The organism is Porphyrobacter sp. AAP60, from assembly GCF_001296025.1.
Classification (GTDB): Bacteria; Pseudomonadota; Alphaproteobacteria; order Sphingomonadales; family Sphingomonadaceae; genus Erythrobacter.
On record NZ_LJHV01000002.1, the window covers coordinates 477,218 to 491,481 of the forward strand.

The window sequence follows — 14,264 nt, forward strand, 5'->3', positions numbered from 1 at the left end:
TAGCGTTATCCAGACAGGGGCGGAGGTTAACTTCCCGCTTCGGCCTCTGCATCGAAAAACCGTTCCATAGCTGCGAGCCCAGCCTTTGACAGGCGCACCAGCACCCGGCGGTTATCGTCAGCATCGTTTTCGCGCTGGATCAGGCCTTCATCGGCCAGCACACCCAGCCAACGCAGTCCGGTGGTGGCTGGAGATGCGGAACCGATGCACGCGCTTGATACAGAAACCGCCTTGCCTTCGGCGTGAGCGATGAACAGATCGAGCAGGATGTCCCAGGCAGGCTCTCCGAACAGGTCGGGATTGCCGAAAATAGCTGCCCGTTTGCGCCGCAATGCATATGCCTTGCGCGCCAGAGCAAGATGGGTGCAGGTACTGCGAGCGGCGCGCGGGGAAGGGCGGTCAATCACCGCGTCTTCACGCTCAGGCAGCAATGCCGCTTTTCGCAGGCGCAAGGCGATGGCCATCAATTCATCGGCGAGAGGATCAAGCACTGCCTGTTGTTCTGCAAGGCTGCACTCTTGACGCGAATGCGCGGCATCGCCTGATATCTCGCCCATCCGTTCGCCTCCGGGTAATTCCCGGCCCTGTCAGGCCCTGTTGTTTCTCCGGGCAAACATAGGGTTAAATGCTTGGTCTGGCTTTACGGGTAAATACGGAGTGCGCTGTTTAAATGGGGGAAATCGGCACGGTGCAAAGACTACAGGCGGCGCGCGCAGTCTAACCTGAGTTGCTGGATGGCTGCATCGAGATGGGCCGCTGCAATTCGAAATCCGGCCCCATCAAGGGCTGATAGCTGGTCTTCGAGAACGCCAATAATGGAAGCTACGCCATGGTCGCCCGGCGCGTCCGAAGTCTTGTGTTGCACTGTGTGATTCCATTTTATCTGTCAGGCTACCCACCCGCGCGACCTGCGGGCGATGACGGTAGTTGCTGATCCGTTATCGCGTTAATCCCTTATGGATATCTACAGAGGGAAACTACGTATTTCGGACCCGGGCCCGAAATGGGACACAATGTTGCAACCAGAGCGAAGTGGCAGCTTTACTGTCAGCGGAACCGCTCTTGCAGAGCCATCAACGCGAGCGCGGCCTTGGCTGCCTCGCCGCCCTTGTCCTTCTGCGCCGGATCGGCCCGCACCAGCGCCTGCGCTTCGTTTTCGACTGTGAGGATACCGTTGCCGATGGCGATGCTGTCCATTGTCAGGGCCATGATCGCGCGCGCACTTTCGCCGGCCACGATTTCGAAATGATAGGTTTCGCCGCGGATCACGACGCCGATGGCGACGAAGCCATCATATTGGTCACTTTCGGCAGCCAGAGCGATGGCGCCGGGGATTTCCAGCGCGCCGGGTACCGTCAATACCTCGACCTTATGCCCCGCCGCTTCGAGCGCGCCGCGGGCGCCCGCAATCAGCATATCGTTCAGGTGCGCATAGAATCGCGCTTCGACAATCAGGATACGGGCCATGGGGTTACTCCGGAATGGGGTGGTGATCGGTGATGGTCAGGCCGAAGCCTTCGAGCGCAACCAGATCGGGACGGCTGTTCGATAACAGCACCATATCCGAAACGCCGAGATCGACGAGGATCTGCGAGCCGATGCCGATACTGCGCAATTCCTCGTCGCGGCTCCATTCGCCTGTGCCGACGCGGCCAGTCAGGATCACGATGACGCCTGAGCCATGCACTCCGATAGCCTGCATCGCGCGTTGCAGCGTGCGCTTGCGTGCGCCCGGCGCACCCAAGACGTCATCGAAAACCGAGATCGGATGAACACGGGCGAGGGTAGGTTCGCCCGGCACGACGTGCCCCTTTTGCAAGACGTAAGCCTCGTTACCTTCCACCCGGTTACGATAGGTGATCATCCGCCACTGGCCACCATAATCCGAGGTGAAGCTGCGTTCTCCCAAGCGTTCGACCAGATGATCGTTGCGCATCCGATAGGCGATCAGATCGCGGATCGTACCGATTTTCAGATCATGTTTGCGGGCGAATTTCACCAGATCGTCAAGCCGAGCCATAGTGCCATCATCGTTCATGATCTCGCAGATGACGCCCGAAGGATTGAGGCCGGCAAGCCGCGAAATATCGACCGCTGCCTCTGTGTGCCCGGCGCGCACAAGCGTGCCGCCGTCGCGCGCCATGAGCGGGAAGACGTGGCCAGGGGTTACGATATCATCGGCGCCCTTGGTTGAATCGATGGCGACAGAAACGGTGCGTGCCCGGTCAGCCGCGGAAATTCCAGTGGTAACGCCTTCCTTCGCCTCGATCGAAATCGTGAAGGCTGTCTGCATCGATTCCTTATTGTTGCGGCTCATCGGCTCAAGGCCAAGTTGGTCGACCCGCGCCTTGGCAAGCGCGAGGCAGATCAAGCCGCGCCCGTGGGTCGCCATGAAATTGATCGCCTGCGGGGTAGCCATCTGCGCAGGTATGATGAGATCGCCCTCGTTTTCGCGGTCCTCGTCATCGACCAGAATATACATTCGCCCGTTCCGGGCCTCGTCGATGATTTCCTCGATCGTAGCGAGGACGGGACGGTCGCTGTTGGCCTCGAGAAAGGCGTCGAGCTTGGCGAGGGTTTCAGCGGTCGGGTTCCAGGCGTCTTCAGCGCAGTCACGCAGAGTATTGGCGTGCAACCCTGCAGCGCGGGCCAACCCGGCCTTGGTCATTGTACCCGATGTGACAAGTTCGCGAACGCGTGTGATGAGCGATGTGTTCATGCGCGCCAGATATCACACCGCAATGTGATTGCAAGCAACAGGCGCATGGCAAAATTGATACCGGCAATGCTAAGCAGGGCGCCTACGCCCAAGCGGGTGTTTTAGATCGTCTAATGTGAAAGGGTGGTGGACGCACTAGGGCTCGAACCTAGGACCCGCTGATTAAGAGTCAGCTGCTCTACCAACTGAGCTATGCGTCCATTCCGAACTGGTCGGAGATGCGAATTGGGGTGGCAAGGCCGTAACCCGATTCGCGTGAGGCGCTGCATTTAGCGTGTCACAGCTTGTTGGCAAGGGGCTAATCGCGTGCGGGTTCTGATCAGCTGGAGAAGCCGCGTCGCGGCGCTTTGCTGTTCCAGCGGTTCACCATCATCAGCAGGCCGATGCAGATCATGTTGGTCATCATGGATGATCCGCCGTGGCTCATCCATGGTAAAGGGATGCCCTTGGCGGGCGCCATGCCCATTACCATCAGCAGGTTGATGGCGATATAGAAGAAGATCGTTGCCGTCGCGCCGGCAGCCAACAGCGCGCAGAACCGGTCTTGCGATTGGCTCGACACCTTCCACCCCCAGCGCAGGATCAATGTGTACATCGCCAAAACGAATATGCCGCCAACCAGACCCCATTCCTCGGCCATGGTGGCGAAGACGAAATCTGTATGGGGTTCCGGCAGATAGTTGAGATGGCTCTGTGTGCCGTTATTGAATCCCTTGCCGAATATCCCACCCGATCCGATCGCAATCTTGGATTGGGCAATGTGGTATCCTGCCCCCAACGGATCACTTTCCGGATCGAGAAACGTAGTCACGCGCGCACGTTGGTAATCGTGGAGGGCGAAGAAATAGACCAGCGGTGTCGCGGCCACAGCGGTGCCACCCGCCAGCAGGAACCACCATAGCGGCAGTCCCGCAAGGAACATCACCACCACGCCGCCAAACGCGATGGCAACCGATGTGCCGAGATCAGGCTGCAACAGCACAAGGCCAATTGGCAGTGCGATAAGCATCCCCGAAGGGACCAGTGAACGCCACGTGCCAACCAGCCCCAGCGGCAGGGTTTCGTAAAAGCGTGCCATCGCCAGCACAACTGCGGGCTTCATCAATTCCGATGGCTGAATGCGGATCGGCCCGAATTCAAGCCAGCGCTGGCTCCCGCCCTTGACCGCGCCGACCACCTCGACGCCGAGCAGCAGCAGCAGGACCCCCACATAGGCGGGATAGGTCAGCAACCTTACTGCATCACGTGGCATAGCAGCGATCACGCCGGTCATCACCGCAAACACCAGAAAGCGAATGAAGTGGGAGGCCGCAAAGGGATGCATGGCGCCGCCGCCAGCGGAATAGAGCACTAGTCCGCCGAACGATGTCAGCAGCACCAGCGGGATCAGCATTTCCCAAGGCTGCCGGGCAATCGGCTCCGGAACGATACCAAGCGGGCCGATCGCGCTCACTGGCTTGTCTCCGGGGTTGGGGGCGGGGCGGCAACTGGCGATGGCGTGGGCGCTGTCTCAGCGGGGACAGCTGGCGGCGCCGCGCGCGGAGGGGCCGACGGGTTTGCTTCGGGGCGGGGCGCAATCGCTTCGGTCGCGATCGATTCGGTCTGGGTGGCCGCCGCGCGCGCTTCCGCCTCGACGCGGTCAAAGATTTCCTCTTCACGGCGCGGTGCCCGACTGACCGTTGCGCCGCGCGCAGCAGCATAGGCGGAATAGCGCGCATCCAGCCGTTGCTGTGCAGTGCCGCCCCACTGCTTTTCCAACGCGCCGAGAGCTTCGAGCCCCTTCGCGGGATTGAACATGAAAGTCATCACATCGCGCGCAATCGGATAGGCCGCGCCCGATCCGCCGCCATGTTCGATAACCACTGCACCAGCATAGCGAGGGTTGTCATAGGGGGCGAAGAAGATGAAAAGGCCGTGGTCACGGTACTTCCATGGCCCGGTTTTTCCGTTCGATATGCTGAGCGATACGACCTGAGCGGTGCCGGTCTTGCCAGCCATCTGGATGCCATCAACAGGCAAGCGCGCGCGGCCCGCCGTACCGGGGCCGTTGACGACATCGCTCATCGCCTGGCGAACATATTCCACCTGATCGGTCGGAAAATCGATTTTGTCGAAACCCTGCGGCTTGGTGTTCAGCGTCAGTCGCGGCATCACATGACGGCCCGTGGCCAGGCGCGATGCCATCACAGCCAACTGCAACGGGCTCGAGAGCATGTAGCCCTGGCCGATAGTGGCATTGACCGTATCGAAGGTCTGCCATTCGCGGCCCCACTTTGCCATTTTCCATGCCGGATCGGGCACTGTGCCATAAAACTGACTGGTGACGGGCAATGGAAACTCCTGCCCCATCCCGCATCGTCGGGCCATCGCCGCAATCGGGTCCATGCCGACACGTTGGGCCATGGCATAAAAATAGACGTCGCAGCTCTGATAGATGCCCTTGGCCATGTCGACCGCGCCGTGGCCGCGCCGGTTCCAGCAGCCGAACACACGATTGCCAACGCGCAGACCGCCGCCGCAAAATACTGTCTCGCCTGGATCAACACCCGCTTGCATCAGCGCCATCGACACCATCGGCTTGACGGTCGACCCCGGTGGATAAAGGCCTTTCAGCACCTTGTTGCGCAGCGGCACGCGGTCATCCTCGCGCAGCATGGCATATTCGACCCCGCCGATTCCGTCAGAGAAGGAATTGGGATCAAAGCTGGGCATTGATGCCATGCACATGAGATCGCCCGAACGGCAGTCCATCACCACCACCGATCCGCTTTCCAGTCCGATGCGGCGTGCAGCATAATCCTGCAACGGTCCATCGATGGTCAGCCGGACAGGCGCGCCCTGAATGTCCTCGCGCGTTTCAAGGTCGCGTACGATCCGGCCACTCGCGGTCACTTCGACCCGCCGGGCTCCGGGGACACCGCGCAGTTCCTTTTCGAATTGCTTTTCCAGCCCGTCTTTTCCGATCTTGTATCCCGGTGTGATCAGGATCGGATTGGGGTCTTTTTCATATTCTTCGGCGGATGCCGGGCCGACGTAGCCGATCAGGTGGCCGACGCTGGAGGCAGTAGGGTAGAAACGCGAAAAGCCCCGCTGGGGTACGACGCCTGGAAGATCGGGCAAGCGCACGCTCAATGAAGCGAATTGTTCATAGTTCAGTCCGCTGGCGACTTCTACAGGGGCGAAACCGCGCGACGTTGCGACCTTATCCTTGATGTCGGCAATCCGGCTTGGCGCAAGCGAAAGCAATTCGCCCAGCTGATCGATGGTGGCATCAGGATTGCGCAATCGTTCGGGAATCAGATCGACGCGGAAATCGGCGCGGTTTGATGCCAGCGGCGCGCCGTCGCGATCAAGGATCCAACCCCGGCGCGGCGGAATCAACGTCAGATTGACGCGATTGCTTTCGGATTCCAGCCGGTACTTTTCGTTTTGCGTCACCGCCAGATAACCAAGCCGCAGCGCCAGCAGCACCCCGATCCCGCCCTGCACCGCGCCAATGACCACAGCCCGCCGATCGAAACTGCTGCGCAGGATCGAGGCGTTGATAACTCGTGAAGGGCGCTGCGGCCCATCGCGCAAAAACGGAATTTTCATCAGTTGATGACCCGCGCCCGCGCAAGCCTGAAGCGATCAAGACTGGCGACCATACGCGCCATTATCGGATAGAGCAGGATCGACAGCAAGGCCTGCGGTAAGGCCACCAACAGCATTTCCCGTGTGAAGGGCGCACCTGAAACCAGCAGCATCGCCAGCCAGTAGGCAAGGGCGATTGTGCCGGCGGTAAACCAGTCCTGCCAGAACCCGCGCCAGGGGAAACGGTTTTCGATCACTTCGATGGCGATCAGAGCGAGTGACCACAGCAGGATTGCGCTGCCAAAAGGTTGGCCGCTGAACAGATCATCAAACGCGCCAAGCGGGCCACCGGCCCACAACGGCAGGAGACCGGGACGCACCAACCGCCAGCCCAGAAGCATCAGAAAAGCCAGCGACGGCAAAAGCGGCATCATGTCCGCCACCAGCAGAACCGGTAGGATCGACGCCAGCATGATCGAGACATATGGAACGCTGCGCACCCGCCACGGATCCGGCGCACGGTTTATCCGCTTGCCGTAAATGTCCGAGCGGGCGCGAGAGTCCAGCCGCTCCATCACTCAGCGTCCGGGGTTGCACTGGCTGAAGTTGTTGAAGAGGGGAGGGCTTCTCCGGCTGCCTGCGCATCCGATCCTGAAAGGACCGCGACTGCTGCGGGCTGGTGCACTGGTTCGATGGCAACAAAGTTTGTTGCCGCAGGTTCGGCCACCAGCCGGGCGATTCCGCCATCGGGTGTAATGCTGCTGATCACTGCGACCGCGACGCCAGGGCGATAATATCCGCCTGCACCGCTGGTTACCATCAAATCACCGACCTTGAGCGGATTGACACCAAGGTTGACCAGCCGCACCCGCAGCAGGCCATCGCCGCGGCCTTCGGCAAAGGCAATGACATCGCCCTTTGCTCGCCGCACAGGCAGCACGCTTTCGCTATCGGTAAGCAGCAATACACGCGCCGATCCACGCCCGGTTTCGAGCACACGTCCGATGACTCCACGTTCGGAAATGACCGGCATTCCGGGTTTCACACCACTGCCGGAACCGGCGCTGAGGTAAGCGTGGCGGCGCGCACTGGTTGCTGTCGATCCGACAAGCCGCGCCACTGCAACCGGCTTTGCCTCCGTCTCCTTCAGGCCCAGCAGGCCTTTGAGCCGCCGATTCTCGGACTCGACTGCTTCGGCTTCGGCCAGCCGGATGCGGGCGATTTCCACCTCCTCGCGCAGCACCGCGTTCTGCTGTCCGGCGTTGAAATAGCCGCTTATGCCGGCAAACAACCCCTGCGACTGGTTGCGCACTGCTGCGCTGCCGCTGCCGACCGGTGCCACGACATCGCTCGCCGCACCGCGCAGCGGCGCAAAAGCCGCAGGCTGCCACAGCGACAGCAGCAGCAATCCCAACCCGATCACCACCATTACCCCGGCTACGAGATAGCCGGTGAACAGCGAGAATTGTGCTTTTTTGGAAAAGCCCGACCGGCGCGATGAGGGGGGCGCCATGGCTTAAAATCCCTTCTGCCGGTTTTCCCGGCCCAAGCTGGAACGCCTTACGCGGTCATCAGCACGCCGCGATAGATCGGGTCTTCCATCGCACGGCCGGTACCGATGGCAACACACAGGAGCGGATCTTCCGCGACCGAGACCGGCAGGCCGGTTTCCTCGCGCAGATGTTCGTCCAGACGGCGGATCAGCGCGCCGCCGCCGGTCAGCACAATGCCCTGATCGACAATATCGGCGGCGAGTTCCGGCGCGGTGTTTTCCAAGGCGATGCGCACGCCTTCGACGATTGCGCCGATCGGTTCGCTCAACGCTTCGGCGACGTGGGCCTGATTGATCGTGATTTCCTTGGGAACGCCGTTGACCAGATCGCGGCCCTTGAGCGTGATCGTTTCGCCGATCCCGTCTTCCGGGATCATGGCGATGCCGTAATCCTTCTTGATCCGTTCTGCGGTGGCATCACCGATCAGCAGGTTGTGGTGGCGGCGAACGTAGCTGACGATGGCTTCGTCCATCTTGTCGCCCCCGGTGCGCACCGAAGTGGTGTAGGCAAGGCCGCGCAAGCTGAGCACGGCAACTTCCGTCGTTCCGCCTCCAATATCGACCACCATCGAGCCGACAGGTTCGGTCACGGGCATATCCGCGCCGATTGCAGCAGCCATCGGTTCAAGGATCAGGTGCACATCCGATGCACCAGCGTTCGAAGCTGCATCGCGGATCGCACGGCGTTCCACCGAGGTCGAACCCGAAGGCACACAAATCACGATTTCCGGGTAGCGGAACATGCTTTTCTTGCCGTGCACCTTCTGGATGAAGTGCTTGATCATCTGTTCGGCCACTTCGATGTCAGCGATCACGCCGTCACGCAACGGGCGGATTGCCTCGATGCTGTCGGGGGTCTTGCCCATCATCATCTTCGCATCATTGCCGACCGCTTTTACGCGGCGGATGCCGTTGATCGTTTCGATTGCGACCACCGAAGGTTCATTGAGCACGATCCCCTGATCCTGCACGTAAACCAGCGTGTTCGCGGTTCCGAGATCGATCGCCATGTTTTGCGAACGGAAGCTGAAGAAGTTGGACAGAAAACTCATCGGTGGTGGTGTTCCAGTGGTGGTGGGCCGGCAAGTTGCACACGCGGTCGCTGCGGAAGAAATCGACCCTGTTATGACAACACACCGCGCGCCTAGCGAATCCGCAGGCAAAACGCCAAAATATTTGTCCACCGCCTTGGTGATTTCTGGGGGTTGGGCCTCGAATTTGCGACTGCCGAAGGCTAGCGTGCGACAAATGCCCGAAATCCGCCGTCTCCCGTCTGCTTTGGTGAACCGTATTGCCGCGGGAGAGGTCGTCGAACGCCCCGCTGCGGCGCTCAAAGAGCTGGTCGAGAACGCGATTGATGCCGGGGCGCGCCGAATCGGGGTGACGCTGGTTGATGGCGGGCTGCAACGTATCGAGGTGGTCGATGATGGCTGCGGGATGGGTCCGGAGGCGATGGCATTGGCGCTGGAACGCCATGCCACATCCAAGCTGCCCGATTCGCTGATCGGGCCTGAGGGCGCAATCGAGCTGGTGACCACGCTCGGCTTTCGCGGGGAGGCCTTGCCTTCCATCGCCAGCGTGGCGCGCCTCACCATCGAAAGCCGAGAACCTGGCGCTGCAGAAGGCTGGCGGCGGGTTGTGGATCACGGCGCAGTGCTGGCCGATGAACCTGCCGCACTACCGCATGGAACGCGGGTGCGGGTGGAAGAACTGTTCGCAAGGGTGCCGGCCCGGCGCAAGTTCCTGCGCACGGCGCGGAGTGAATATGCCGCGTGTCTGGATGTGGTGCGACGTTTGGCGATGGCCCGGCCCGATGTGGGCTTCACGCTGGAGACGCTCAAAGAAGACGGGGGCGGCGACGCTGGCAAGCGAACGGTGCTTTCCTTGCAAGCTGGCGAGGAACTGGCGGTGCGCGTTGCACGCATTATCTCGCACGAGTTGAAGGACAATTCGGTTGCCATCGAACTGGTGCGGGAAACGCCTCACGGGGCGATGCGGTTGACCGGGGTCGCGGGGCTGCCGACTTACAACCGCGGGGTGGCCGATCACCAGTACCTGTTCGTCAATGGTCGTCCGGTCAAAGACCGGCTGCTGGTGGGCGCGGTGCGCGGGGCCTACGCCGACATGCTGGCGCGCGATCGCCACGCTGTGCTGGCGCTGTTCCTCGACCTGCCGCCGCCCGATGTCGATGTAAATGTCCACCCGGCCAAGACCGAGGTGCGGTTCCGTGATGCAGCGGGAGTGCGCGGGTTTATTGTGAGCGGGCTCAGGCAGGCGCTTGGGACCGGGGATCGGCGCAGCGCACAAGGCCCGGATCGCGGCGCAATGGCGCGCTGGCAGGCAGAGCCGATTATTTCGGAAGCTACGGTTTCTCCTGCACTCTCGAGCATTTTTTCCGGCCGCGACTGGAACGCACCGCAGCAACGGCTTGGCGAAGCGCACAGCGGTTGGAACGCCCCCCTTGCGCAGCCACAGGGCCGCGCCGAGGAAGCCGCCCCCTTGCCAGAAGAAGCAGCGCAATATCCGTTGGGCATGGCGCGCGGGCAAGTTGCCAATACCTATATCGTCGCCGAATCCGCCGATGGGCTGGTGCTGGTCGACCAGCACGCCGCGCACGAACGCCTGGTGCTCGAGCGCTTGCGCGCCGCCGGTGCCGGGGAGGATAACCGCCGCAGCCAAGCCCTGCTGTTGCCCGATGTGGTCGAGCTGGACGAGGTCGATTGCGACCGCCTGGAAGACGCCGCCGAGGGACTGGCGCGCTTTGGTTTGGTGATAGAGCGCTTTGGCCCGTCCGCGATGCTGGTGCGCGCAGTCCCGGCTGCAATCGCCAAAGCGGACAGCGTAAAGCTGCTGCGCGACTTGGCTGACGATATCGCCAAGCACGGCAAGCAGGAAGATTGCGGCGCATTGTTGCTGGCCGAACGGCTTGAACTGGTGCTGGCGACGATGGCCTGCCACGGATCGGTGCGGGCAGGGCGGGTTCTCAGCGTGGCGGAGATGAACGCCCTGCTACGCGAAATGGAGGCAACGCCGCGCTCAGGCCAATGCAACCATGGACGGCCGACGTGGGTGAAGCTGTCCATGGAAGATGTCGAAAAGCTGTTCGGGCGGCATTAGCGCGCAGTGGCCCGGGCCGCACCATCAATCCATTCGAAACTTCGGAATGCGTGTATCGGGGTCGATTTCGGGGATGATGCGATAGCGCGACAGGATCAGGCTGAAGAAGCCGAAGGTCAACAGACCCAACGCCGTGAGGGTAAACAGGAAGCCCGTGCCAGCGAGATCGGCCAGTGCCGTTCCAAGCGATCGGACGCCGTCCGCACCGCTAGCCATAAAGCCGGCCTTGATCAGCGACCATCCGATTACGGCATAAACCACGCCGCGCGCTGTAAAGCCGATACGGCCCAATGTGCAGGTGAAAGACGGGGCTGATCCCGCAATGCGTTGCATGAATTCGGCTGTGACAGCGTTTTTGAATTGAAACAGCGACGTAAGGAAAAATGCGAGACCCAGGGCGCCCAAGGCTATCTCGCCGAGAGGCAGCCCAAGCACACCTGCGGCCGCATCCTGCGCACCATCACCCGAGCCTTCCGATGCGCCGGTTGCAAATTTGTACGCTGTCCATGCCAATGCAAGGTGGCCGATGCCGGAGCCTGCATGACCGATCCGCTTGCCCCATCCGGTCGCATCGGAACCATTGTTTTCGATGTCGACAACGGGTGAGGCAAACCGGAACAAGGCGTAAGCCACAAGGCCTACCACCATCACCCACAGAACAGCGGTACCGGCGGGAAAGTCCTCGATGGCGCGGAAGATGCCTTGGGTGCCTTCGCTTATTGCGCTTGCACTGGTCAAGGCAAGGAAACCCAGCATCACGTACAGCAACGCGCGCGAAAGGTATCCGGCCCGCACCAGCCATTCGAATTTCTCGGATTTATCGATCACTAACACGTTCCCGGTTCAGTTTGAGCCGGGCAAACAGGATGGGGGCCGCCGATGTTCCAATTTAGCTCTCCGATTGTGAGGGAAAGCGTGAAATCGGGTCAGAAAACTTATCGCCTCAGGGCGTCAGCAAGGTCTTCCAGTTTGCCATCGGCATAGGGATCCTGCGGCAACCCGATCGCCGCGCGCAGCAGTGCGGCAACGGCGACGTTGTCGAACACCTGCATTCGCTGTTCTTCGGCAAAGGCCGGACCATGGGCGATGAACAGCGCCAGCATTTCGGGATCAGCATTGTCATATCCATGCGCGCCGCCCGACACGGGGTAGTTCGGCTCACCCGACAAGATCGTCCAGCCGTTCTCAGCAATGCAGATGATCGCAGCCACGCGCGGGTTGGAACCATAATTGAGGCGTGCCGGAAGGCCTTCCTTGCGGGTGCAGGTCATGTGTTCATGCGGCACCAATAGTGCGTTGGCGACACGATCGTCGGTGCCGGTGACAGGCTCGATGGCGGCGTAAGGCCCTGTCTCGACGGCTATGTAGCTGGCCCGGTCAATCAGGGTGTCGAGCTGGATCACCCGCGTCTCGTCCACCTGTCGCATCCCGTGGTCGGCGACGATTACCCAGTTGACCGCAATCCCCAGTGCCTTTGCGCCATCGACCAGATCGCCGACCCGTGCGTCGACCTCTGCAATGGCTGCGTTCGCTTCTGCACTGTCGGGGCCGAAACGGTGTCCCTGCGTATCGACCGTGTCGAAATAGATCGTCGCGAAGGCGGGACGCAGGCTTGCAGGGCGGCGCAGCCAGTCGATCAGCGTATTCACCCGCTGCACGTTGGTGACATTCTGGTCGAAGCGCATCCAGTCGCTAGGGCGCAGCCCCTCGTAAGGCACTTCGCTGCCAGGCCAGAACATCGTTGCGGTGCGAATGCCGGCGCGTTCGGCGGTGACCCATACCGGCTCGGCCTCGTCCCACCAAAAGGGATCGAGCGCCTGCCGCGCATTGCCCAAGCTGAATATTTGTCCCGGGCGGCGCGGGTCGATCATCGAATTGCCGACGATGCCGTTGCGATCGGGCACTTTGCCGGTGACGATGGCGTAGTGGTTGGGGAAAGTCTTGGTCGGAAAGCTCGGCCGCATCGCGCCGCTCGCACCCTCCGCCGCCAGCGCGGACAGGCGCGGGGTCATGTTGCGGTCCAGATAATCAGGCCGAAACCCGTCGATCCCGACAAGTACGGTGACAATTTGAGGAGTTTCCTGCGCCGCTGCGGAGACGGGCAGCAGCAGGCAGGCGAGCAGGATCAGGATGTGGCGCATGACTGGTCTCCTATGGGCGGCGCGCGACAATTGCGAGACGGTGCACCCCGCGCCGGGTCTCAGACGTTGAACTTGAACAGCAGCACGTCACCGTCCTGCACGACATATTCCTTGCCTTCCTGCCGCAGTTTGCCCGCTTCTTTCGCGCCCGCTTCGCCGCCCAGCGCCACGTAATCATCATAGGCAATCGTTTCGGCGCGGATGAAGCCGCGTTCGAAATCGGTGTGAATTTCGCCCGCCGCCTGCGGAGCTTTGGCGCCATCGGGGAAAGTCCACGCGCGCGCTTCCTTCGGGCCGACGGTGAAGAAGGTCTTCAGGCCCAGCAGCTTGTACCCGGCGCGGATCACACGGGCGAGGCCGCTTTCGGTCAGGCCCAAGGCTTCGAGAAACTCGCCGCGATCTTCGACCGGCATCGTGACCAGATCAGCCTCGATCGCGGCCGAAACCACGACGGCTTCTGCCCCTTCAACCGCCGCCTTGGCGAACACCTTGGCAGATAGCTCATTGCCCTCTGCCGCGTCTTCCTCGGCCACATTGCAAACGTAGAGCACCGGCTTGGCGGTGAGCAACTGTGCCTGTTTGAACAGCCGCTCTTCTTCCTCATCGCCCGGCACGGTCAGGCGCGCAGGCTTGCCTTCGCGCAGCAGATCAAGCGCCTGACCCAGCACGCTTGCCATCGCTTTGGCTTCCTTGTCACCCGCAGCGCCGCGTTTGGCGGCGGCAGGCACGCGCTTTTCGAGGCTTTCGAGATCGGAGAGCATCAGCTCTGTCTCGACCACTTCGGCATCCGCGATGGGATCGACCTTGTTGGCGACATGCTGGATGTCGCCATCCTCGAAACAGCGCAGCACATGGACGATGGCATCGACTTCGCGGATATTGCCGAGGAACTGGTTCCCCAGGCCTTCGCCCTTGCTGGCACCTTTCACAAGGCCTGCGATATCGACGAAGCCAAGCTGAGTTTCGATGATCTTCGCGCTTTTGCCGATGGCGGCGATTTTCTGCAGCCGGTCATCCGGCACGGCGACCTGCCCCACGTTAGGCTCGATCGTGCAGAACGGATAATTGGCCGCCTGCGCCGCCTGCGTTTCGGTCAGTGCATTGAACAATGTGGACTTGCCCACATTCGGCAGGCCGACGATACCGCAACGGAAACCCATAG

At 61.4% G+C, this 14,264-nt stretch carries 12 protein-coding genes and 1 tRNA gene; 1 reads left to right on the top strand and 12 read right to left on the bottom strand.

The annotated features are described in order from the left end of the window. Nucleotides 1-26 precede the first annotated feature (26 nt). From IP79_RS15625 to IP79_RS02860, 9 genes are all read right to left on the bottom strand, one after another. Entirely contained in the window at nucleotides 27-557 is a 531-nt protein-coding gene (locus IP79_RS15625) for a MarR family transcriptional regulator (protein WP_197273714.1), read from the bottom strand. 490 nt (nucleotides 558-1,047) lie between these two features. Next, the gene (gene ribH / locus IP79_RS02825) at nucleotides 1,048-1,467 is read right to left on the bottom strand and encodes a 6,7-dimethyl-8-ribityllumazine synthase (protein ID WP_054117708.1); all 420 of its coding nucleotides are present in this window, start codon (nucleotides 1,465-1,467) and stop codon (nucleotides 1,048-1,050) included. Nucleotides 1,468-1,471: 4 nt separating this feature from the next. Then, nucleotides 1,472-2,719 carry a 3,4-dihydroxy-2-butanone-4-phosphate synthase gene (gene ribB / locus IP79_RS02830; RefSeq protein ID WP_054117709.1) on the bottom strand — a complete coding sequence of 416 codons (1,248 nt, stop codon included), beginning with the start codon at nucleotides 2,717-2,719 and terminating at the stop codon, nucleotides 1,472-1,474. 124 nt (nucleotides 2,720-2,843) lie between these two features. Next, a tRNA-Lys gene (locus IP79_RS02835) sits at nucleotides 2,844-2,919 on the bottom strand. 119 nt (nucleotides 2,920-3,038) lie between these two features. Further along, nucleotides 3,039-4,112 carry a rod shape-determining protein RodA gene (rodA, locus tag IP79_RS02840; protein ID WP_054118001.1) on the bottom strand — a complete coding sequence of 358 codons (1,074 nt, stop codon included), beginning with the start codon at nucleotides 4,110-4,112 and terminating at the stop codon, nucleotides 3,039-3,041. A 56-nt stretch (nucleotides 4,113-4,168) separates the two neighbouring features. Next, nucleotides 4,169-6,313: a penicillin-binding protein 2 gene (mrdA, locus tag IP79_RS02845; RefSeq protein WP_054117710.1), complete on the bottom strand. Its 2,145-nt coding sequence runs from the start codon at nucleotides 6,311-6,313 to the stop codon at nucleotides 4,169-4,171. Further along, nucleotides 6,313-6,867: a hypothetical protein gene (locus IP79_RS02850; RefSeq protein ID WP_054117711.1), complete on the bottom strand. Its 555-nt coding sequence runs from the start codon at nucleotides 6,865-6,867 to the stop codon at nucleotides 6,313-6,315. The genes mrdA and IP79_RS02850 overlap by 1 nt, the downstream gene beginning before the upstream one ends. Continuing rightward, on the bottom strand, nucleotides 6,867-7,805 hold the full coding sequence (gene mreC, locus IP79_RS02855; protein WP_082336970.1) for a rod shape-determining protein MreC: 939 nt from the start codon (nucleotides 7,803-7,805) through the stop codon (nucleotides 6,867-6,869). Before mreC ends, IP79_RS02850 begins: the two co-directional genes overlap by 1 nt. Nucleotides 7,806-7,852: 47 nt before the next feature. After that, nucleotides 7,853-8,896 carry a rod shape-determining protein gene (locus tag IP79_RS02860; RefSeq protein WP_054117712.1) on the bottom strand — a complete coding sequence of 348 codons (1,044 nt, stop codon included), beginning with the start codon at nucleotides 8,894-8,896 and terminating at the stop codon, nucleotides 7,853-7,855. Nucleotides 8,897-9,092: 196 nt separating this feature from the next. Between IP79_RS02860 and mutL the strand changes: the two genes are divergently transcribed. Then, the gene (gene mutL / locus IP79_RS02865; RefSeq protein ID WP_054117713.1) at nucleotides 9,093-10,961 is read left to right on the top strand and encodes a DNA mismatch repair endonuclease MutL; all 1,869 of its coding nucleotides are present in this window, start codon (nucleotides 9,093-9,095) and stop codon (nucleotides 10,959-10,961) included. Nucleotides 10,962-10,985: 24 nt separating this feature from the next. Here mutL and IP79_RS02870 read toward each other — a convergent pair whose 3' ends face one another. The 3 genes from IP79_RS02870 to ychF all read right to left on the bottom strand — a co-directional run bounded on the left by IP79_RS02870 (nucleotide 10,986) and on the right by ychF (nucleotide 14,262). Beyond that, nucleotides 10,986-11,789, bottom strand: coding sequence for a DUF1206 domain-containing protein (locus IP79_RS02870; RefSeq protein WP_054117714.1), 804 nt, complete (start codon nucleotides 11,787-11,789; stop codon nucleotides 10,986-10,988). 107 nt (nucleotides 11,790-11,896) lie between these two features. Next, entirely contained in the window at nucleotides 11,897-13,102 is a 1,206-nt protein-coding gene (locus tag IP79_RS02875; protein ID WP_054117715.1) for a nucleotide pyrophosphatase/phosphodiesterase family protein, read from the bottom strand. Between the two features lie 59 nt (nucleotides 13,103-13,161). Continuing rightward, complete coding sequence (ychF, locus tag IP79_RS02880) at nucleotides 13,162-14,262, bottom strand: redox-regulated ATPase YchF (RefSeq protein ID WP_054117716.1); 1,101 nt, start codon at nucleotides 14,260-14,262, stop codon at nucleotides 13,162-13,164. Between the last annotated feature and the right edge of the window lie 2 nt (nucleotides 14,263-14,264).

Bases quoted from the DNA above. Each gene is read 5' to 3' on its own strand.
- IP79_RS15625 (WP_197273714.1), bottom strand. From the start codon at position 557: ATGGGCGAGATATCAGGCGATGCCGCGCATTCGCGTCAAGAGTGCAGC.
- ribH (WP_054117708.1), bottom strand. From the start codon at position 1,467: ATGGCCCGTATCCTGATTGTCGAAGCGCGATTCTATGCGCACCTGAAC.
- ribB (WP_054117709.1), bottom strand. From the start codon at position 2,719: ATGAACACATCGCTCATCACACGCGTTCGCGAACTTGTCACATCGGGT.
- rodA (WP_054118001.1), bottom strand. From the start codon at position 4,112: ATGCTGATCCCGCTGGTGCTGCTGACATCGTTCGGCGGACTAGTGCTC.
- mrdA (WP_054117710.1), bottom strand. From the start codon at position 6,313: ATGAAAATTCCGTTTTTGCGCGATGGGCCGCAGCGCCCTTCACGAGTT.
- IP79_RS02850 (WP_054117711.1), bottom strand. From the start codon at position 6,867: ATGGAGCGGCTGGACTCTCGCGCCCGCTCGGACATTTACGGCAAGCGG.
- mreC (WP_082336970.1), bottom strand. From the start codon at position 7,805: ATGGCGCCCCCCTCATCGCGCCGGTCGGGCTTTTCCAAAAAAGCACAA.
- IP79_RS02860 (WP_054117712.1), bottom strand. From the start codon at position 8,896: ATGAGTTTTCTGTCCAACTTCTTCAGCTTCCGTTCGCAAAACATGGCG.
- mutL (WP_054117713.1), top strand. From the start codon at position 9,093: ATGCCCGAAATCCGCCGTCTCCCGTCTGCTTTGGTGAACCGTATTGCC.
- IP79_RS02875 (WP_054117715.1), bottom strand. From the start codon at position 13,102: ATGCGCCACATCCTGATCCTGCTCGCCTGCCTGCTGCTGCCCGTCTCC.
- ychF (WP_054117716.1), bottom strand. From the start codon at position 14,262: ATGGGTTTCCGTTGCGGTATCGTCGGCCTGCCGAATGTGGGCAAGTCC.